This is a genomic window from Burkholderia sp. FERM BP-3421, from assembly GCF_028657905.1.
Lineage (GTDB): Bacteria > Pseudomonadota > Gammaproteobacteria > Burkholderiales > Burkholderiaceae > Burkholderia.
On the sequence record NZ_CP117781.1, the window covers coordinates 2,372,526 to 2,393,293 of the forward strand.

A 20,768-nucleotide genomic window follows, 5' to 3' on the forward strand; every position below is an offset into this window, starting at 1 on the left:
GCATACACCCCGCGCGCGGGCCCGATGTCCACGCGCCATTACCGAGATGAATCGATGAATCACCGTTTCTACAGAGTCGCCGTGATCCTGGGCCTGATCTCCGCGATCGGGCCGTTCGCCGTGGACATGTACCTGCCCGCGCTGCCGGTCATCGGCCGCAGCCTGGGCGCGGACATGGGCAGCGTCCAGTTGAGCCTCACCGCGTTCTTCGTCTCGCTCGGCATCGGCCAGCTGTTCTACGGCCCGGTGTCGGACATGGTCGGGCGCAAGCCGCCGCTCTATGCCGGCCTCGCGCTGTTCGTCGTCGCGAGCATCGGCTGCGCGCTCGCGACCCGCATCGAGACGCTGGTCGCGCTGCGCTTCGTGCAGGGCCTCGGCGCGGCCGCCGGCATGGTGATCCCGCGCGCCGTCGTGCGCGACCTGCATACCGGCAACGACGCGGCGCGGCTGATGTCGCTGCTGATGCTGGTGCTCAGCGTCTCGCCGATCCTCGCGCCGCTGGTGGGCAGCGTCGTGATCGCCCATACCAGCTGGCGCGGCGTGTTCTGGGCCGTGACGTTCGCGGCGGTGGCAGGGCTCGCGCTGGCCGCCGGCATGCTGGCGGAAACGCGCAACGCCGACGCGCGCGTCGAAAGCAGCCTCGGCAGCGTCCTGCGCGCCTATGCGCAGCTGCTGCGCGACCGCCATTACCTCGGCCTCGTCTTCATCGGCAGCTTCGCGTTCGCGATCTTCTTCATCTACCTGGCCAACTCGCCGTTCGTGCTGATCGAGCACTACGGCCTGTCGCCCACGCTCTACGGCATCGCCTTCGGCGTGAACGCGGCTGCGTTCTTCGGCGCGGCCCAGCTCAACGGGCCCTTGTGCGAACGCTTCGGCATCGCGCGGGTGATCCGCTTCAGCGTGCTCGGATGCAGTGTCGCGCTGCTGGCCCTGCTCGCGCACTATCTCGCGGGCGGCGACCGGCTGTGGGTGCTGCTGACGCTGTACTTCTTCGCCAGCGCGTTCATGGGATGGATGATTCCCACCACCTCGGTGCTCGCGCTCGACACGCACGGCAGCATCGCCGGCACGGCTTCCGCGCTGCTCGGCACGCTGCAGATGATGACGGGCGCCGTGGCGACCGGCCTGATGGGCCTGTTCTCGAGCGACAGCCCGCTGCCGATGGTGGCGGGCATGACCCTGAGCGCGCTGCTGGCCCTCGTCCTGACGCGCTTCACGCTGGGCGGCCGGGCGGCGGCCCGCGCGTGCGCTCCGTAATCCATCCGGGAAGGAGGCCGAATCGGCTCCCTTCCCGATACTCGACGTTCTTCATACTCCGTGGAAAACCAGACCCTCCTCCAACAACGTATTTTCGACGCGCTGCACGGCGACCTTCCGCGCGAAGGGCCCGGCAGCCTGGGCACCGCCATGCAGGCGCTGACACTGGCGCAGCCGCTGCCTGACGACGCGAAGGTGCTCGACATCGGTTGCGGCACGGGCGCGCAGACCGTGGACCTCGCGACGCTGCTGCCGAACGCGCGCATCACGGCGCTCGATTGCCACGCGCCGTTCCTCCGCGCGCTCGAACGCAAAGCCGCGGCACGCGGATTCGCCGAACGCCTCGACGTCGTCCGGGGCGACATGAACGCCCTCGCCTTCGAGCCCGCGAGCTTCGACCTGATCTGGTGCCAGGGCGCCGCGTACGTGATCGGCTTCGAGCGGGCACTGCGGGAATGGCGATGCCTCCTGAAACCGAACGGCATGCTCGCCATCGCGGAACCTGTCTGGCTCAGGAACGATGCGCCGACCTCCGTGCGCGATTTCTGGTCCGTGTATCCGGCGATGCGAAATATGGATTCCCTGCGGAAAATCGCCGCCGAATGCAATTATTTCGCGCGCGGCGATCTGATTATGAAACCCGAGGATTGGTGGGACGAGTATTACACGCCACTCAGCAGAAAGATCGACGATCTCCGGATTTCATTTATCGATAATCCGGAAGCGCAATTCATTCTTGACGATCATTTTAATGAAATCGGTCTTTATGCCAAATACGCCGATTTCTACGGATATGCATTTTTCGTGCTGGAATCGATCTGATTGCGCCTCGCCGGGATGCGCGGCGCGCCGGTTCGGTTCGGCCCATCATCACCCCGTCGCGCCTCCGATTGCTGCACAGCCACCTCAGGTCCGCACCGGCCCGCGCGCCATGCGATCCGGCGTAAACCACGCCGGATCGCGCACCCGACTGGTACCGCGCGCCGCATCGCGGCCGAATTCTCCATCTCGACCACCGCGTCACGCCGGCCCCTGGCTTACAGCCCAACTGTCATTGCGTAAGCATGCGGTCATACATCCCCGGCGGCCCTTCCCCGCCTGAAGCCCGCAATCCCCTGAATCAATATATTTCCCGCGAAAATCCCCACGACGCCTTACAAAAAAATAACCAGACAGAATTGAAAGACAACGTGTCTTCAAGAGCATCTCAAATTACACGCCGCTGATTCCGCCCTACCATTTTTCGCAGTAGATCGTCAAAATTAATTCAATTAGCTTCTAGCCACCGCATCAATTTCTTTTCAATTGACTTACCCAGTCAAAAAAATTAATGCGGCGCAGCAGATGACATTTCGCACCACGAACTTCATGGCGTTTATTTAAAAACAACCAAGCATCATCAGGTGTCTGAACGTAGTCCGTTTGAGAAGTGATTATCCAATATCGCGGCGAACACAATTCGCTCTCAACTCATGAGGTGGCTACTGATGAACCGTTTCGACGATACCAAGAACGTTTTCTCCCGGAAATCATCCGGCCTGGCCAGGACGGCGATCTCGCTCTCCATCGGCATGGCGATGGCATGCGGCTTCGCGGCGACGGCGCAGGCCGCGGCGGTCATGACGCATCACGTGCGCGCCGCGTCGAAGGTGGCGATGGCGACGAGCAGCCTTGCCGAGACGCAGACGATGAAACTCGACGTCGTGCTGCCCCTGCGCGACAAGGCCGGCCTGGATGCCTTCGTGGCCGACGTGACCAACCCCGCCAGCCCGAACTTCCGCCACTACATCACGCCGAAGCAGTTCACGGAGAAATTCGGCCCGACGCTCGCGGACTATGAGGCCGCCGCCCAGTATCTGGTCAAGTCCGGCCTGACGATCGTGGGCGGCAATCGCGACCGCATGGACATCCAGGTCTCGGGCCCGGTCGCCTCGGTCGAAAAGGCCTTCAACGTGAAGATCCGCACCTACCAGCATCCGACCGAGAACCGGACGTTCTACGGCCCGGACCGCGAACCGACCACCGCGCTCGAAAAACCGCTCTGGCACGTCTCGGGCCTCGACAACTACTCGATCCCGCATCCGCTGTACGTCAAGCGGAGCGCGGTCGCGAAGACGCTCGGCGTCACCGCCGACGCCGTTTCGCCGCGCGCGACGACGGGCTCGGGCCCGTCGGCCTCGTTCCTCGGCAGCGACATGCGCGCCGCGTACTACGGCGGCACGGCGCTGACGGGCGCCGGCCAGAACCTGGGGCTGTGGGAATACGAGGGCACCGATCTCGACGACCTGACCACCTACTACAACAACGTCGGCCAGACCAACAACGTCCCGATCACGCTGACCTCGACCGACGGCACCAGCACCTCGTGCACCGAGGACCAGAACTGCGACGACGGCGAACAGACGCTCGACATGACGCAGGCGCTCGGCATGGCCCCCGGGCTCGCCAGCCTGACCATGTACGTCGGCAACACCGACACCGCGATCATCAGCGCGATGACGACCGCCAACCCGCTGCCGACGACCATCGGCTGCTCGTGGGGCTGGACGCCGGCCGACAACACGACGCTGGACCCGTACTTCGAGCAGATGGCCGCACAGGGCCAGACGTTCTTCGCGGCGTCGGGCGACAGCTCGACGTGGTCGTCGTCGAACGAGGCGTGGCCGGCCGACGACGCATATGTCGTGGGAGTAGGCGGCACCGACCTGACGACAGGCTCGGCGGCGGGCGCCTGGAAGTCTGAAACGGCGTGGGTCGACAGCGGCGGCGGCATTTCGCCGGACGGCATCAAGATCCCGTCATGGCAGGCGGCCACCGGCATCATCACCTCGACGAACAAGGGCTCGAAGACGTTGCGCAACGGGCCGGACGTCGCCGCGAACGCCAACTTCACGTTCTACGTGTGCTCGGACCAGACCGACTGCACCGCCAACGAGTACGGCGGCACGAGCTTCGCCGCGCCGATGTGGGCGGGCTTCATCGCGCTCGCCAACCAGCAGGCGGCCAACAACGGCAAGGCGCCGGTCGGCTACATCAACCCGGTGATCTACGCGAACAACGAGGTCAAGGGGGCGCTCAGCACGACGTATAAGTCGACCTTCCACGACATCACGAGCGGCAAGTCCGGCAGCTTCTCCTCCACGACCGGCTTCGACCTCGTGACGGGCTGGGGCAGCCCGCAGGCCAACCTGATCAACGTGCTGACGCAGTAAAGCAGCCGCGCACGTCGCGCACGAGGTCGATCGCCCCGGGTCACCCGGGGCGATCTCATTGGACCTGATGCTTGGCTCGCGCGACGCCGCCCATTGATTCCCAATCCGAAACAAAATCGCCGGCCAATCCGAAGCGTCGATCATTTCCGACTCTTCAATCGTCGCCATCATCGATGCGCTCGCGCATCGTCACCCGGCGTCGCCCCGGAGCGACACCATACGGCGCGAGCCGCATGCGCCGCCGAGCCAACCTCGCCGACAAGCGCCATCGGGTCGGTTCCACGCACCGCCGTCGGTCGCAATTGGACAGGATTCCGTCGGATCCTGTCGGCACGCCCGCTTTTTGATTTCACACTCTCCAGTTATCCCACCCGCCGCGTCATACGCCACGCGACAGGCGTTCGCTATCGCGTTGTCATCTTAGTCTCATGCAGCACGGCTATCGTCCTGCGTGCCTTCGACGAGCACGATGAAGTCCCCCGCAATCGCTGGATAACTCGAGTCGGACTCCCCATGACCTCAAAAAAACGCCGCGACTTCCTGAAGCTGGGCACCCACACGCTGGCGGCGGCCGGCGTCGCATCGGTGCTGCCCCCCGCGATCCGCAACGCGCTCGCCCAGACGACCCAGCCGACGACGCTGGCCGGCATCGAGCACATCATCGTGTTCATGCAGGAGAACCGCTCGTTCGACCACTACTTCGGCATGCTGCCCGGCGTACGCGGCCTGTCGGACCCGTACCCGACGCCGCTGCCGAGCGGCAAGCCGGTCTGGTATCAGCCGAACCTGTCGTCCGGCAGCTATGCGGCCAAGGACCCGTCGGGGAAGCTCGTCGCCAACGTGATGCCCTACCCGCTCAACCCCGGGACCTCGACGCCCGTCAATTACCAGGGCGTCAACCTCGATCACTCGTGGAAGGGATCGCAGCAGACCTGGAGCAGCTGGAACGCGTGGGTGCAGAAAAAGGGCTACTGGACGATGGGCTATCTGAAGCCCGCCGACCTGCCGTTCTACTACGCGCTCGCGAACGCCTTCACGATCTGCGACGCCTACCACTGCTCGCTGTTCGGCCCGACCAATCCGAACCGCCGGTTCCTGTGGACCGGCACCTCGGGCGGCGGCACGATCACCAACCCGCTCTGGAAGCACTACATCGTCGAGAACGACGATCTGTGGGAAAGCAACACCACGTCGGACATCGCGAAGGACAGCGGCAGCCAGAACGGCTGGACCTGGCAGACCTACGCCGACGTGCTGGAAGCGAACAAGGTCAGCTGGAAGGTCTACCAGGGCTACGGCAACTACGGCGACAACGGGCTCGCCTATTTCAACAACTTCCGGCGCGGCGGCGACGCCGGCAAGATCGCGAAAGCGCGCAGCTACGCCGGCAAATCCGGCGACGACGACGCGCATTCGGCCGATGCGCTGATCGCCTCCCTGCAGGCCGACCTGCAAGGCAAGGATGCGCAGGGCAAGAGCACGTTCCCGGCCGTATCGTGGATCGTTGCGCCGTACACCTACTGCGAGCATCCGACCGCCACGTCGAGCGCGGGCGAGACGTTCGCCGAACGCGTGATCAACACGATCATCGGCAGCAGGGACGTCTGGGGGAAATGCGCGATCTTCATCACCTACGACGAGAACGACGGCTACTTCGACCACGTGCCCGCGCCGATTCCGCCGCTCGCCGGCTACGGCAAGCACAACCTGACGACCGCGGGCGGCGCACCCATCGATCTCGGCGACGAGACCTACGGATCGGAGCCGATCGGCCTCGGGCCGCGCGTGCCGATGATCGTCGTGTCGCCGTGGAGCAAGGGCGGCCGCGTCGCATCGCGGCTGTCCGACCATACGTCGATCGTCCGCTTCCTCGAAACCTGGCTCGCGGCGAAGGGATATCCGGCGAGCGCGGTCCAGTGCGCGAACATCTCGGCCTGGCGTCGCGCCGTGTGCGGCGACCTGACGGAGACGCTCAACCTCGCGTCGCCGAGCAACACGCCGAGCGACACCGACGTCACCGGCTGGAAGATCACGGAGCCGAGCAACGGGCCCAACTCGGTGTACGCGCCCTATCCCTACACGGACGCCAGCACGTTCTCGCCGGGCGTCGGCGCCGGTACGCGGCCGGCCGCCCCGCTGCCCTACAACTACAAGGTCACGGCCAGCCGGAGCGGCACCTCGATCACGCTGAACTTCGACAACTCGAAATCGGCCGCGACATCGACCTTCATCGTCTATGCCAACGCGCTGACCCCGGCCCAGAAGGTGTATCACTACACCGTGGCCGCGGGGACCACGCTCTCGGATTCGCTGGTATTGAGCGCGGGCAACAGCCCATGCCAGGTCTTCGGCCCGCAGTCGGCGGCGGGGTATGCCTGGACGTTCTGAGCCGCTTGCCGCCCGGCGCCTCCCGCGCATCCGGGCCGAACTGAACCGGGTCGAGCGCCCGCGTTCAGTTCGAGCCTTCAGGTGCTGACGCCCTGGCGCAAGACGTTCGAGGGCTGCCGCCGCTACGAGGCGAATCGACGCCACGCGTCGTCCACCTTCTCGCTGCTCGTCGACGCACTGACATATCGAAAGCCGTCACGCGCGCGACGCCTCCACGGAAAAGCCTCGCGCGACACGCATCCGGACACCGGACCGTCACGCGCCCCGCACATCGTCCGCTCGATCCGATGCACGTCGGACCAGCGCATCGCGCCACGCTTCGCTCCGGCAAGCGTCCGTCCGCACGCGGAACCGCCCCGATGCGCGAACCGTCGCGGCCCGGCGGTCGGACCATCGCCTAACCGAGCCAGCGCGCATCGGGCCAGCAGCCCGCTTCGAACGTGTGCTTCACGCAGTCGAGCAGCACGCCGACCACGCAGCGCACGGGCGCCGTGGCCTGTCGGCTGCTGGGCGCCGCCAGCACGATCGTGCGCCGCACGCCCGGGGGCGCCAGCGGCGCCGCGCTCAGTACGCCGCGCTCGACCTCCTGCGTCACGCCCACGGCCGGCAGGATCGTCCAGCCGTGGCCTTGCGCGACGAGTTCCTTCTGCACGCTCAACGCATTGGTCTCGGCGAACACCCGCAAGGTCAGCCCCGCCTCGGCCACGGCGTGCTCGATCGCGGCGCGCAGGCCCTGTGGCGCGGCGGGCAAGATGAACGGCTCGCTCGCGACGCGCGCAAGCGCGAGCGGCCGCTTGCGCGACAGCCCGGCGGACGGCGCCGCCACGGCCCACAGGCTTTCCTCGATCAGCGCCTTGACGTGCAACGCGGGCGTCTCCTTCTGCCCGTACAGCAGCGCGGCGTCGACATCCCCTGCTTCGAGCCAGTCCTGCAGATGCCCGGCATAGCCGATCGTGAGCCGCAGGCGGATGTGCGGATAGCGTCGCGCGACCTCGCCCGCCAGCCGCGTGGCCAGCAGGTCCGACGTGCTGGCCAGCAGGCCGATGCTGACGATGCCCGCCACCGGCCCCTCGGTGGGCTGGATCTCGGCCTTGGCGCGCGCCACCTCGTTGAGGATGCGGCGCGCGTATTCGAGCATGGTCTTGCCCGACGGCGTGAGCTGCATGCCGTGGCGGCCGCGCTCGAACAGCTCCGTCCCCATGTCGTCCTCCAGCAGGCGCAACTGGCGCGACACGGCGGGCTGCACGAGATTCAACAGGGCGGCGGCACGCGTGACGTTGCCGGTCTCGGCCACGGTGACGAAGGCGCGCAGTTGCTTGAGATCCATCGCGGATACCTCGATACCGAAAACTGATACATCGATCAGGAAATTCTATTTTTTCAGACATCCATCAATACTTATTATGGACCATCCCCGCCAATGACGAGACAGGGTTCATGAGCGCCTCCATTTTTTCCGCCCCCGACGCCTATCAGGAGATCCGCGACGCCGTGCGCGGCCTGTGTCGTCAATTTCCGCCCGAATACCATCGCAAGATCGACGAGGAACGCGGCTACCCCGAGGCGTTCGTCACCGCGCTCACCGAGGCCGGCTGGCTGGCCGCGCTGATCCCGCAGGACTACGGCGGCCCGGGCCTGTCGATGGCCGAAGCGTCGGTCATCATGGAAGAGATCAACCGCGCCGGCGGCAATTCGGGCGCGTGCCACGGCCAGATGTACGTGATGAACACCATCGTGTTCAGCGGCACCGATGCGCAGAAGGCGCGCTATCTGCCCCGCATCGCGTCGGGCGAGCTGCGCGTGCAGTCGATGGGCGTGACCGAGCCCACCACGGGCAGCGACACCACCAGGCTCACGACCACGGCCGTCAGGAAAGACGGCCGGTGGGTCGTCAACGGCCAGAAAGTCTGGATCTCGCGGGTCCGGCACAGCGATCTGCTGATCCTGCTCGCGCGCACCACGCCGCTCGATCAGGTGCGGAAGAAGAGCGACGGCCTGTCGTGTTTCATCGTCGAGCTGGAGCAGGCGATCGGCAATGGCCTCACGGTGCGGCCCATCCTCAACATGGTCAACCACGAGACCAACGAGTTGTTCTTCGACAACCTGGAGTTGCCGGAGGACGCGCTGCTGGGCGCCGAAGGCAAGGGCCTGAAGGTGATCTTCGAAGGACTGAACGCCGAGCGCACGCTGATCGCGGCCGAGTGCATCGGCGACGGCTACTGGTTCCTGGAAAAGGCGCGCGACTACGCGGTCGAGCGCAAGGTGTTCGGCCGCCCGATCGGGCAGAACCAGGGCATCCAGTTTCCGCTGGCCGAATCGTTCATCGAGCTGGAGGCCGCGAACCTGATGCGCTGGCGCGCGTGCGAGAAGATCGACGCCCGGCAGAACGCAGGGGTCGAGGCCAACATGGCCAAGTACCTGGCCGCCAAGGCCAGCTAGGAAGCCGCCAATGCCTGCCTGCAAACGCACGGCGGCTTCGGTTTCGCCTGCGAATACGACGTGGAGCGCAAATTCCGCGAGACGCGTCTGTACCAGGTCGCGCCGATCTCCACCAACATGATCCTGGGGCATGTGGCCGAGCACGTGCTGGAGTTGCCCCGCTCCTATTGAGCGCGGCAAGGGCGACCGCAAGCGCCCGCGACACGCCCGACGCCTGCCCTCATCGATGAGCGAAACGACATGAGTCTCGACAATCCCGATTCCTTCGATGCCTGGATCGGTCGCTGCGAAACGCGCGCGGACCGGATCACGCCATCCCCTGTCCGCCTCATGCAGGCCACGCTGGACTACGCGCAGGACGCCACGCCGCCCGCGACCCTGCCGCCGCTGTGGCACTGGCTGTATTTTCTCCCGGGCGAGCGCCAGTCCCACCTCGGCGTCGACGGTCATCCGCAGCGCGGCGGCTTCCTGCCGCCCGTCACGCTGCCGCGCCGCATGTGGGCCGGCGGACGGCTCGCGTTCCTGCGCCCGCTGGACATGGATGCGCCGGCCGAACGACGCTCCACGATCACGAACGTGAAGAGCAGGTCGGGCCGCAGCGGCCGGTTGGTCTTCGTGACCGTGCGGCACGAGGTCGGCGACGCGCAAGGCGTGGCCATCCGCGAAGAACAGGACATCGTGTATCGCGACGCACCGCCTCCCGCCGCGGCGGACGCGCCGCCTCCGCGGCCCGCGCCGGACGACGCGCAATACTCGCACGTCATCACGCCCGATCCGGTGTTGCTGATGCGTTTTTCGGCGCTGACCTTCAACGGCCACCGGATCCACTACGACCGGCCGTACGCGACGCAGGAGGAAGGCTATCCGGGCCTCGTGGTGCACGGTCCGCTGATCGCCACGCTGCTGCTGGAAGCGCTGCGCCGCGCGCACCCCGACCGAACCATTCGCAGCTTCGCGTTCAAGGCGGTCAGCCCCTTGTTCGACACCGCGCCGTTCACGGTGAACGGCGCGCTCGAGACACACACCGCCCGCTTGTGGGCATGCGGCCCGCAGGGCCAGCTGGCCATGCAGGCCAGCGCCGAACTGGAGTAGCACCGACCATGCAAGCTCGACCCGGCCCCCTGAGCGGAATGACCGTCGTCACGCTCGAACACGCGATCGCCGCGCCTTTCTGCACCCGCCAGCTCGCCGACCTGGGCGCGCGCGTGATCAAGGTGGAGCGCCCGGGCGTGGGCGACTTCGCGCGCGCCTACGATCACCGCACGCGCGGCCTCGCCTCGCACTTCGTCTGGACCAACCGCTCGAAGGAAAGCCTCACGCTGGATCTGAAACAGCCCGCCGCCCAGGCCGTGCTCGGCGAGCTCACGGCCCAGGCAGACGTGCTCGTGCAGAACCTCGCGCCCGGCGCGGCCGCGCGCATGGGCCTGTCGTTCGAGGCGCTGCACGCGAAGCATCCCCGGCTCATCGTCTGCGACATCTCGGGCTACGGCGCCGACGGCCCCTATCGCGACAAGAAAGCCTACGACCTGCTGATCCAGAGCGAAGCGGCGTTCCTGTCGGTCACGGGCACGCCCGACGAGCCCAGCAAGGCCGGCAATTCGATCGCGGACATCGCGGCCGGCATGTATGCGTACACCGGCATCCTCAGCGCGCTGCTGCAACGCGGCCTCACCGGCGTGGGCTCGCACGTCGAGATCTCCATGCTCGAAGCGCTGGGCGAATGGATGGGCTTTCCCTTGTACTACGCATACGACGGCCAGCCGCCCCCGGGCCGCAACGGCGCGGCGCACGCCACCATCTACCCTTACGGCCCGTTCAAGGCGGGCGACGGCCGGGTGGTGATGCTGGGCCTGCAGAACGAACGCGAGTGGAAGGCGTTCTGCGACACCGTGTTGCGCAACCCCGCGTTGGCGACCGATCCGCGCTTCGACGCCAACGTGCGCCGCTCGGAACACCGCGCCGAGCTGCAAGCCGTGATCGAACAGACGTTCGCCGACCTCACCGCGCAGGAGGTGATCGCGCGCCTGGACGACGCGCAGATCGCCAATGCCGCCGTCAATCAGGTCGGCGATCTCTGGTCCCATCCGCAACTCCAGGCCCGCCGGCGCTTTCGCACCATTGATTCGCCCGCCGGCGAGCTGCGCGCGCTGCTGCCGCCCGCCACGGTCGACAGCTTCGATGCGCGCATGGACCCTGTCCCCGCGCTGGGCGGGCACACCGCGCAGATCCTCCGCGAACTCGGGCGCAGCGAGGCCGATATCGAACGATTGCGCGCCGCAGGCGTCATCTGAACCATGTCCACCGCCCGCTCTCCCGTCCTTCACGCACGCAGCCTGCTGTTCGTGCCGGCCAACCGGCCCGAGCGTTTCGCCAAGGCGCTCGAATCGGCGGCCGACTGCGTCATCATCGATCTCGAGGATGCCGTCGCCGCGGACGGCAAGGACCGCGCACGCGCGCAGCTCGCGCAGCACCTGCCGCGGCTGACCTCCGGACAACGCTGGCGCACGCTCGTGCGCGTGAATGCCGTCGACACCGCCTGGCACGCGGCGGACCTCGCGCTGCTGCGCGACTGGACAATGCACGGCGTCACAGTGATGCTGCCCAAGTCCGAAGACGCGCACGCGCTGCGCCGCGTCGCGGAACAGCTTGGGGCGCACGCGCGGCTCGTGGCGTTGGTCGAATCGCTGGCCGGGCTGGACGCGGCCGACACGCTCGCGCGCGACCCGCAGGTGGCGCGCCTCGCCTTCGGCCACCTCGATTTCCAGCTCGACCTGGGCATGCGCGCCTCGCCGGACGAAGCGGAGCTGGCCTTCGCGCGCAACGCGCTGGTGGCCGCCTCACGGCGCGCCCGCCTGCCCGCGCCGATCGACGGCGTGACCACCCGCACCGACGACGCCGAGCGTCTCGCGGCCGACGCCCGGCGCGCCCGCGCGTTCGGGTTCGGCGGCAAGCTGTGCATCCACCCGGCGCAGGTCGCCGGCGTCAACGAGGTCATGGGCTATTCGGCGGACGAGCAGGCCTGGGCGCACCGCGTGATCGAGGAAGCCGCGCGGCACGGCGGCGCGGCGTTCAGCCTCGACGGACGCATGGTCGACCTGCCCGTCATCCGCCTGGCCGAGACGATCGTGGCCGGCGCACGGGCCTGAGCGCCGGCCGGGTCGGCCTCGCCGCAGCCGCCGCCGAGCGCGAATCCGCGCCGGGTGCGCGCTACGCGACCCGGTCAATCCCGAGTGAACCCGGCATGTCCCGGCATCAAAGCGCGCAGTCGACGTCGCGCAAGATGAAGGACAGGGTTTCCGCCATCGCCTTCAACTCGGGAATCACGCGCGCGCGGATCGCCGCCACATCCGGCTCCGGCTCCACCGCACCGCAATTCAGCGCCATCAACGTGCGCGTGCGGCCGATCACGATCGGCAATGCAATGCCGTAGGCGTCGCGCTGATAGCCGCCGACCGACATGCATACGCCCGACCGCCGCAGATCCTCGAACGCCGCCTCGAGGTTCTCGCGAACCCTGTCCGCCTCGTCTCCGGCCGCGTCGAGCAGCTCGGCCACCAACGGCGCGCGCGCCTCGCCCGGCAGCCCATACAGATAGGCGCGCCCGACCGCGGTCGACGCGATCGGCAACAGCGAACCGACGCCAAGCCGCAGCGTGGCGATCCTGGCGCCCGCGCGCGACGCGATATACACCATGTCGAGCCGGTGCGGCACCGCCAACGCAACCGAGAAGCTCAGCTTGTCGGCAAGCTGCTGCATCACGGGCGTGACCAGGCGCGTGACGGGATTCGCTTCCAGATACGCATGTCCGATGCGCAATGCGCCGGCGCCGAGTTCGAACAAGCGCCCGCCGCCCACCCTGCGCAGATAGCCGATCGAGATCAGGGTCGTCGTCAGGCGGGACACCGTCGCCTTCGACAAACCGGTGCGCCGCACCAGTTCCGCATTGGACAGCGGCGTGCGGGCCCCGCGAAATGCGTGGAGCACGTCGAGCCCGCGTTCGATGGTCAGCGTCATGCTGCTTGCCTGTCGGTCTCGCCCATGTGCGCGTCAGTCGATGACGGCGGACTGCGCCTGGACATGCCGCGCGGCCGCGACCAGCCTGGGCCCGAGTTCCCGCTCGACCCGCGCGCGCCCCAGCCTCGCGCTGCGTCCGATACAGGCCAGCACGAGCGGCGCGTGATCCTGAACCCGCAGCGGAACGGCGAGAATCGTCAGGTCCGGCTCCCATTCGCCGAGCGACATGCAATAGCCGACGTCATGCACCTGGGCAATACCCCCGCTGATCCGGCGGCGCTGGCCGGGCCAGTCGCGTCCCGCCTTGCGTTCGATGTTGCCGAGCAGGTAGAAGCGTTCGAGTTCCGGCAAGGCCGCCAGCAGGGCCCAGCCCATCGGCGACGACGCGATGCGCAGACGTGTGCCCGCGTCCAGCTTGAGATCGACCGACGCCGGTTCGCTCGCGCACGTGTCCAGAACGATCACGTCGAGGCGATCCCGCGTACCGAGCATCACATAGGTTTCGCTCGCGTTCGCGAACGCCTGCATGTCGAGCCGCCCGAGCAGCGGGACGTTGGCATGCGCGATCGCGGCGTAGCCGAGCGACAGCACGGGGGCGGCCAGCCGATACCGGCGGCGCTGCGGCGAATAATGCAGGTAGCCGAGCGCGACGAGCGAACGCGCCATCCGCGTGATCGTCGGCGCGGGGATGCCCGTTTCGAGCACGAGGTCCTGATTGCCGAGCCATGGCTCATGCGGCGAAAACGCGGCCAGGATCGCGAGACTCCGCGCCAGCGGAACGACCATCGCCTGCGATGCGGGCCCGTCTTCCGCCCGCTCGCCGCCGGCATCCGGCGCATCGCGCCCCCTCGCGTCCTGCTGCGCCGGCAGGGACGGCGTTGCCCGGTGTGCATGCGGCGGCATCGATTGCTCCGTTTGCCTCGATTCGGCTGTGAACGCGGCGCTGAACCCGGCTCCGGGCCGCCGCCGCGGCGCGCCGCGCGACATGGCGGCACGCATGGGATGAGTACGTCCGATGCCTCGCATTACACGGGCCAACCGCCAGCGAGTCAATGGTCGCGCCAGGTTGTTCCGTACTCTGGAAACGCTGCGGGCATGGAAATGACGCACCCAGGGCGGGAGACAGCCGGCTCCCGATCGTTTCCTGGCGGAACGGCTGCGCCGGAACAGGTCAATGTACGGAACAGGACATCGCTTGCGCGAAGCGCATGACGAGGAGCGGCCGCCGTCCGGCGCCACGGGCAACGGCGCCCGCCTCGGCCGCCGCCTCGACGCCCCGGCGCGTCACTGCGCATCGCGGATCATGTTGCGGGCGATGACCAGCTGCTGGATCTGGCTCGTCCCTTCGTAGATGCGGAACAGGCGCACATCGCGGTAGAAGCGCTCGATCGCGTATTCGGCCATGTAGCCCGCGCCGCCGAAGATCTGCACCGCACGGTCGGCCACGCGGCCGCACATCTCGGACGCGAACAGCTTCGCGCACGACGCCTCGGTGCCGACGGGCTGCCGGGCGTCGCGTCGGCGCGCGGCGTCCACCACCATGCAGCGGGCCGCGTAGATCTCGGCCTTGCTGTCGGCCAGCATGGCCTGCACGAGCTGGAACTCGGCGATGGGCTTGCCGAACTGCCTGCGCTCCAGCGCATAGGTCAACGCCATCGACAGCATGCGCTCGGCCACGGCCACGCACACCGCGGCGATATGGATGCGGCCCTTGTCCAGCACCTTCATCGCCGTCTTGAAGCCCTGCCCCTCCTTTCCGCCGATCAGGTTGGCGGCCGGCACGCGCACGTTCTCGAAGATCACGTCACAGGTATGCGCGCCTTGCTGCCCCATCTTCCGGTCGCGTTTGCCGAAGCTGATACCGGGCGTCCCGGCGTCGACGATGAAGGCCGAGATGCCGCCCGCGCCCTTGTCTTGCGGATTGGTGCGGGCCATCAACGTGAAGATGCCCGCATGCGGCGCGTTCGTGATGAAACGCTTGGTGCCGTTGACCACGTAGTCGTCGCCGTCCCGAAGCGCCGTGGTGCGCAGCGAGGCCGCATCGGAGCCGGCTTCCGGTTCGGTCAGCGCGAAGGACGCGATCAGTTCGCCGGTCGCGAGGCGCGGCAGGTACTGCGCCTGCTGTTCGGGCGTACCGTCGAGCACGATGCCCTGCGAGCCGATGCCGACCGTCGTGCCGAGCACCGAGCGAAACACCGGCGACGCGCGGCACAGTTCGAACACCGCGAGCACCTCTTCCTCCATGGTCAGATCGAGGCCGCCGAAGCGCTCGGGAATGGTGAGGCCGAACAGGCCCATCGCCTTCATGTCGGCGACGATCTCCTCGGGAATCTCGTCGGTTTCGGCGACCTGCGCCTCGTTGGGCAGGAGGCGCTCGCGAACGAATCGAGCGATGGAGTCGAGCAGGCCATTGAGCGTTTCCGGATCGCGAATCATGTCGACGCGCCTTGAAAGAGAGTGGAATCGACGCAATAGTGCGCCGGCCGCCGGCGCGAAACAACCGCCTCGCGGAGAACGTTCCGGAAGATGAAAACGCGCCGACGCGGCGGGTATTGGCGACGGCGCGGCCCGACCCGCCCCGGCTGCTGCCAAGGTACGGAACACTGTGCGCCCATCCGTTGACGGCATGCCCGGCGCGGTTGCATCGTACGAGCCGGGTCCACTGCCGTCACGTACGCCATGCCGCTCCAAGCCGATTCGCTGCTGGCCCGCCCCTTTGCCCCCATCGAGCATGCGTATTCGCTGCGCGATACGCAGTTGTACGCGCTCGGCCTGGGGCTGGGAACCGACCCGCTCGACGCGAGGCAACTGCGCTACGTCTACGAAGGCGAGGACGGTCGATCGCTGCGCGCGCTGCCGACCATGGCGAACGTGCTCGCCTACCCGGGTTTCTGGGCGCGCGAGCCGGACACGGGCATCACCTGGCAGCGGATCCTGCACGCCGGGCAGGAGATCCGGCTGCACGCGCCCTTGCCGGCCAGCGGCCGCGTCACGGGCGCGACGCGCATCACCGGCCTGTGGGACAAAGGAGAAAACACCGGCGCGCTTCTCCAGCAGACGCGCGACGTCACCGATGCCGACACGGGCCGCCTGCTTGCCACCGTGGTGCAACTGAGCCTGTTGCGCGGCGACGGCGGTTTCGACACAGGCGGCGGCGCCGGCGCGCCGCCGACGCCTCACGCCATGCCCGACGGCCCGCCCGATCGCGTGTGCGAGCTGCGCACGCCCGCGCAACTGGCGCTGATCTACCGCCTGAGCGGCGATCTCAATCCGCTGCACGCCGACCCCGCCGTGGCCGCGTCGGCGGGCTTTCCGCGCCCGATCCTGCACGGCATGGCGCTGATGGGCATAGCCGCGCACGCGGTGCTGCGCACGGTGCTCGACTACGACGACGAGCATTTCGCGGGCATGCGCGTGCGCTTTACCGCGCCGGCCTGGCCCGGCGACACGCTGCGCACCGAGATGTGGGTCGACGGCCGCGCGGTTTCGCTGCGCGTCACCGCCGTCGAACGCAACGTGGTGGTAGTGAACAACGCGCGGGTCGACCTGCGCTGAACGGTTCTTTTCAGGAGATACGCATGGATCTGGGTTTGACCGGCAAGGTCGCCATCGTCACCGGCTCCGCGCGCGGCCTCGGCGCGGCCACGGCGCGCCGGCTCGCGCAGGAAGGCGCGCACGTCGTCGTCACCGACATCAATGCCGAACTCGCGCAAGCCACGGCCAAGGCGCTGCGGGACGACGGCCTCGCCGCGCACTGCATCGTGGGCGACATCACGCGCGAAGCCGACGTGCGACGCCTCGTCGACGAAACGGTCGCGGAATTCGGCGGCGTGCACATTCTCGTGAACAATGCGGGCGCGCCGCGCGACACGTACCTGGTGAAGATGAGCGAGGACGATTGGGATTTCGTCATCGACGTGATGCTCAAGGGCGCGTTCCTGGCCGCCCGGGCCGTCATGCCGCACTTCATCGAGCAGGGCTGGGGACGACTGATCAACATCAGCTCGCGCGCCTACCTGGGCAACCCCACGCAGGCCAACTACGCCGCCGCCAAGGCCGGCCTGATCGGCATGGCCAAGGCGCTGTCGCTGGAGGAAGGCCGCTACGGCATCACCTCGAACTGCGTCGCGCCCGGCTTCATGGAAACGGAAATGGTGCAGGCGCTCCCGACCTACGAGGCGATCAAGGCGCGCGCGCTGGCCGCCCAGCCGATCAAGCGCGCCGGTCGCCCGGAAGACGTCGCCGACGCCGTGGCCTTCCTCGCCAGCGAGCGCGCCGGCTTCATCAGCGGCGAAGTGCTGCACGTCACGGGCGGGCGCTACGGTTGATCCTGTACCGACGTCGCAGGAACGACAACCGCCGTCGCGAAACAAGCGCGGGCTGGCGATAGACGGCATCCAGGAAGCCGAGCCCGATCGATGAATGCGCAAACGAACGCCGGGGGCCAAGATCGATGCCAGGGCGCAATCCCGACGCTGCCGCTCCACGCTCGACCCGCGGATATCCCGGTCACGCGGCGGCGCGGAAGCCTCCACGATCCGGGCCATCCCTTGCTTGCGCGCTCAACCATCCGTCGAGACCGTCACGGCCTCCCATGCACCGATTTCATGCGCCAATGCCGACAGCTTGTCCCGCACGAGCCCGAGCGCATCGCTGCCGAGCAGCAGATGCGCGGGCGGGCGCTCCGCGGCGATGACGTCGAGCATCGCGCGCGCGGCTTTCCGGGGATCGCCCTGTTGCTTGCCGCTCTTGTCCTCGCGGGCCTTGCGGATCGGATCGAAGAGCGCGTCGTAGTCCGCGATCGAGCGCGGCGTGCGCGCCATCGAGCGGCCCGCCCAGTCGGTGCGGAACGAACCCGGCGCCACGGCCGTCACGGCCACGCCGAGCGGCTCGACTTCCTTGCCCAGCGCTTCGGAAATCCCCTCCAGCGCGAACTTGCTGCCGCAGTAGTAGGCAATCCCGGGCATGGTGATGAAGCCGCCCATCGACGTGATGTTCAGGATGTGCCCGCGGCGGCGCTTGCGCATGTGAGGCAGGACGGCCTTCATCATCGCCACCGCGCCGAACACGTTCACATCGAACTGCTTGCGCATGTCCGATAGCGCCGATTCCTCCATGATGCCCTCGTGGCCGTAGCCCGCGTTGTTGACGAGAACATCGATGGGGCCCACATCGGCCTCGATGTCCGCGACGACGCCGTCGATCACATCGAAATCGGTCACATCGAGCACGCGCCCCCGGGCCTGCCCGGACAGGGATTCGAAGTCGCGCCTGGCCTGCGCGCTTCGCACCGTGCCGACGACCGTGTGCCCCACCGCCAGCGCTTCGTGCGCGAGCGCGCGGCCAAAGCCGCTGCTGACGCCCGTGATGAGCAGGATTTTGCCGGATGCCATGAGCCTTTCTCCCGAATGTCGATTGGAGAATGCATGTTAGTCTGGCGAACCGCATCGGATAAGCCAAGATCCGCTGATTATCTTGCCTAAAACTATGAGCCTGAAGCGCATCTCGAACCCGCCTCCGGATCTGCCCCGTCGCAGCCGGGCGCGCATGGTCGCCCTGCTGCGCGCGCTGGCGCCCGACGAGGGCTACAACCTGACGGCGCTCCCGAGCGTGCGCCTCCTGCGCTCGGACCGGGCGCTCTCGCGCACGCCGGTTCTGTACGACCCCGGCATCGTGATCGTGTGCCAGGGCCGCAAGCGGGGCTACTTCGGCGACCGGCTCTATCTGTACGACGAGCGTCACTATCTGGCCGTCTCCGTGCCCGTGCCGTTCGACATGGAAACCGACGCCACGCCTGAGCATCCGCTGCTCGCGCTGTATCTTCACCTCGATTTCACATTGGCCGCCGAACTCGCGGCGCAGATCGACCGCGCGGGCGGCATGGCGCCCGTGCACGTCCCCCAGAGCATGATGTCGACGCCGATGGACGATGCGATGCAAGCCTCGGTATTGCGCTTGCTCGAGGCGCTGCATCGACCGCTCGAAGCCGCCGTGCTGGGCCCGGGCCTGCTGCGGGAGCTGTACTTTCGCGTACTCACCGGCGCCCAGGGCGGGCCGATGCGCGAGGCGCTGGCGATGCGCGGCCAGTTCGGCCGGATAGGCCGGTCACTGCGCCTGATTCATGCCGGCTACGCGCAGCCCCTCGACGTCACGCAACTGGCCGAGGAAGCGGGCATGAGCATCCCGAGCTTCCATAGCCACTTCAAGGCGATCACGCGGGTGTCGCCGATGCAGTACGTGAAGTCGACGCGGCTGCATCAGGCCCGCTTGCTGATGATCCGCCAGGATCTGACGGCGGAGGCCGCGGGACACGCCGTGGGCTACGGGAGCGCGTCCCAGTTCAGCCGGGAATTCAAACGCCTGTTCGGGTTGACGCCGGCGGCGGAGACGAGACGGATGCGCGAGCGTTTCGCGTTGCCGGAGACGCTTGCCGATGCGATCTATGTGTCGTCGCATTGAATTGGGCATGAGCTGAAGCGACAGCTTCGTCCGCGATCAATGGGTGGGCGACCGTCCTGGAGATGCTTGACACGATCGATGACTCCACGCGGGCATGTTTGGCGCCCGCGCCATCTCCGTCGCGACGAGGGTCGACCATGACGCGCGTTCGACAAAATTTTAATTTCCGCGTCATCGAAATAGAGTTTGGCCGCCGCCATACTAAACGCGAATTTTGATGCCCATATTAAACGACAATACCATCAAGATTCTTGCTACCAAGCACCGGGGATATTTAATTTAAACTGGAGCATGCCATGCATCGCAAAGTTAAATCAAATCTCATTCGCCTGGTGTTGAATTTTTACTTTATTGCAGCTGGCGCAATCACGGCAACCACCCTGACCTATCCCATCGCATCCTCAGCCAATCCCAATGACGTCATCACCTCTCAGAGAGATTTGAAAGATGGATACAGTGGATACCACGGCGTGACCTACGGGAATGTCGACTCAGTGTTGAACGGAATAAAACGGACGCCAACAGGCGGAAACGACAGTCCGGAATGGAAGGCCTGGTATTTGGGCGAGAGCCAAGATGTCGCAGCGGCATACGCTGGCGCGCCGGACTCCATGTGGGAGAGCGATCCCAGGAAAGCAGACAAAGTCGCCGGAGCAGTCACGCAAGCCAAGATTCCCGGCAAAGTCAGGGAGATCACCATTAACCTGGATGCCAAAAATCCCAACGATATAAAAAAGGCACTGGGATTGGACGTCAACAAGCCGCTTATGGATCAGCTCGGCGATAAAAATGTCTTGAGAAAATGGGGAGTAGATGCTGCGGTTCTACGTGTTCCATTAGTCGATGGTGGATTTGAAGTTGCCGTTCCGTGGTCCACGGCCGAAGGAATCAGGCCGACGGTGATCAAGAGATTCGATGGCAATGACATGACCGGCGGGCGAGATCTTCAAAAATATGTGCAAAGTCTCGGAAACAAATGCTGAGCATGCGTGCCGAATC

Annotated in this window: 17 protein-coding genes and 1 pseudogene; 12 read left to right on the forward strand and 6 right to left on the reverse strand. The window is 66.8% G+C overall.

The features are described from left to right. Window positions 1-54: 54 nt before the first annotated feature. Together Bsp3421_RS13320 and Bsp3421_RS13325 are read left to right on the forward strand one after the other, a co-directional pair. A complete protein-coding gene (locus Bsp3421_RS13320) occupies window positions 55-1,257 on the forward strand; it encodes a multidrug effflux MFS transporter (protein WP_273996417.1) in 1,203 nt (400 codons plus the stop codon). Between the two features lie 60 nt (window positions 1,258-1,317). Then, window positions 1,318-2,079, forward strand: coding sequence for a class I SAM-dependent methyltransferase (locus tag Bsp3421_RS13325; RefSeq protein WP_273996418.1), 762 nt, complete (start codon window positions 1,318-1,320; stop codon window positions 2,077-2,079). A 643-nt stretch (window positions 2,080-2,722) separates the two neighbouring features. On the opposite strand, the gene Bsp3421_RS13330 is transcribed toward Bsp3421_RS13325, so the two are convergent. Further along, window positions 2,723-2,878, reverse strand: coding sequence for a hypothetical protein (locus tag Bsp3421_RS13330; RefSeq protein ID WP_273996419.1), 156 nt, complete (start codon window positions 2,876-2,878; stop codon window positions 2,723-2,725). On the opposite strand from Bsp3421_RS13330, the gene Bsp3421_RS13335 reads away from it, so the two are divergent. Together Bsp3421_RS13335 and Bsp3421_RS13340 are read left to right on the forward strand one after the other, a co-directional pair. After that, window positions 2,877-4,469 carry a S53 family peptidase gene (locus Bsp3421_RS13335; protein WP_273996420.1) on the forward strand — a complete coding sequence of 531 codons (1,593 nt, stop codon included), beginning with the start codon at window positions 2,877-2,879 and terminating at the stop codon, window positions 4,467-4,469. The genes Bsp3421_RS13330 and Bsp3421_RS13335 overlap by 2 nt on opposite strands. A gap of 513 nt (window positions 4,470-4,982) precedes the next feature. Further along, window positions 4,983-6,857, forward strand: a complete 1,875-nt coding sequence (locus Bsp3421_RS13340; protein WP_273996421.1) for an alkaline phosphatase family protein — start codon at window positions 4,983-4,985, stop codon at window positions 6,855-6,857. 397 nt (window positions 6,858-7,254) lie between these two features. Here the strand turns inward: Bsp3421_RS13340 and Bsp3421_RS13345 are convergent, their stop codons facing one another. Continuing rightward, window positions 7,255-8,184, reverse strand: a complete 930-nt coding sequence (locus Bsp3421_RS13345) for a LysR substrate-binding domain-containing protein (RefSeq protein ID WP_273996422.1) — start codon at window positions 8,182-8,184, stop codon at window positions 7,255-7,257. 110 nt (window positions 8,185-8,294) lie between these two features. Here Bsp3421_RS13345 and Bsp3421_RS13350 point away from each other — a divergent pair. The 4 genes and pseudogenes from Bsp3421_RS13350 (at window position 8,295) to Bsp3421_RS13365 (ending at window position 12,442) form a co-directional block, all read left to right on the forward strand. Beyond that, window positions 8,295-9,467, forward strand: a pseudogene (locus Bsp3421_RS13350) (acyl-CoA dehydrogenase family protein). Between the two features lie 69 nt (window positions 9,468-9,536). Then, on the forward strand, window positions 9,537-10,388 hold the full coding sequence (locus tag Bsp3421_RS13355) for an acyl-CoA dehydrogenase (RefSeq protein WP_273996423.1): 852 nt from the start codon (window positions 9,537-9,539) through the stop codon (window positions 10,386-10,388). An 8-nt stretch (window positions 10,389-10,396) separates the two neighbouring features. Continuing rightward, the gene (locus tag Bsp3421_RS13360; RefSeq protein WP_273996424.1) at window positions 10,397-11,587 is read left to right on the forward strand and encodes a CaiB/BaiF CoA transferase family protein; all 1,191 of its coding nucleotides are present in this window, start codon (window positions 10,397-10,399) and stop codon (window positions 11,585-11,587) included. A 3-nt stretch (window positions 11,588-11,590) separates the two neighbouring features. Continuing rightward, a complete protein-coding gene (locus Bsp3421_RS13365) occupies window positions 11,591-12,442 on the forward strand; it encodes an HpcH/HpaI aldolase/citrate lyase family protein (protein ID WP_273996425.1) in 852 nt (283 codons plus the stop codon). Window positions 12,443-12,548: 106 nt separating this feature from the next. Here the strand turns inward: Bsp3421_RS13365 and Bsp3421_RS13370 are convergent, their stop codons facing one another. From Bsp3421_RS13370 to Bsp3421_RS13380, 3 genes are all read right to left on the reverse strand, one after another. Then, window positions 12,549-13,310: an IclR family transcriptional regulator gene (locus Bsp3421_RS13370; protein ID WP_273996426.1), complete on the reverse strand. Its 762-nt coding sequence runs from the start codon at window positions 13,308-13,310 to the stop codon at window positions 12,549-12,551. 33 nt (window positions 13,311-13,343) lie between these two features. After that, window positions 13,344-14,213, reverse strand: a complete 870-nt coding sequence (locus Bsp3421_RS13375) for an IclR family transcriptional regulator (RefSeq protein ID WP_273996427.1) — start codon at window positions 14,211-14,213, stop codon at window positions 13,344-13,346. A gap of 381 nt (window positions 14,214-14,594) precedes the next feature. Next, complete coding sequence (locus Bsp3421_RS13380; protein WP_273996429.1) at window positions 14,595-15,746, reverse strand: acyl-CoA dehydrogenase family protein; 1,152 nt, start codon at window positions 15,744-15,746, stop codon at window positions 14,595-14,597. 243 nt (window positions 15,747-15,989) lie between these two features. Between Bsp3421_RS13380 and Bsp3421_RS13385 the strand changes: the two genes are divergently transcribed. Continuing rightward, complete coding sequence (locus tag Bsp3421_RS13385; RefSeq protein WP_273996430.1) at window positions 15,990-16,865, forward strand: MaoC/PaaZ C-terminal domain-containing protein; 876 nt, start codon at window positions 15,990-15,992, stop codon at window positions 16,863-16,865. 23 nt (window positions 16,866-16,888) lie between these two features. Then, window positions 16,889-17,638, forward strand: coding sequence for an SDR family NAD(P)-dependent oxidoreductase (locus tag Bsp3421_RS13390; RefSeq protein WP_273996431.1), 750 nt, complete (start codon window positions 16,889-16,891; stop codon window positions 17,636-17,638). Between the two features lie 234 nt (window positions 17,639-17,872). Here Bsp3421_RS13390 and Bsp3421_RS13395 read toward each other — a convergent pair whose 3' ends face one another. Beyond that, a complete protein-coding gene (locus Bsp3421_RS13395; protein ID WP_273996432.1) occupies window positions 17,873-18,703 on the reverse strand; it encodes an oxidoreductase in 831 nt (276 codons plus the stop codon). A 94-nt stretch (window positions 18,704-18,797) separates the two neighbouring features. On the opposite strand from Bsp3421_RS13395, the gene Bsp3421_RS13400 reads away from it, so the two are divergent. Next, entirely contained in the window at window positions 18,798-19,769 is a 972-nt protein-coding gene (locus tag Bsp3421_RS13400) for an AraC family transcriptional regulator (protein ID WP_273998387.1), read from the forward strand. A gap of 296 nt (window positions 19,770-20,065) precedes the next feature. Then, window positions 20,066-20,752 (forward strand): hypothetical protein, encoded by a 687-nt coding sequence (locus Bsp3421_RS13405; RefSeq protein WP_273996433.1) that lies wholly within the window; start codon window positions 20,066-20,068, stop codon window positions 20,750-20,752. Window positions 20,753-20,768 lie beyond the last annotated feature (16 nt).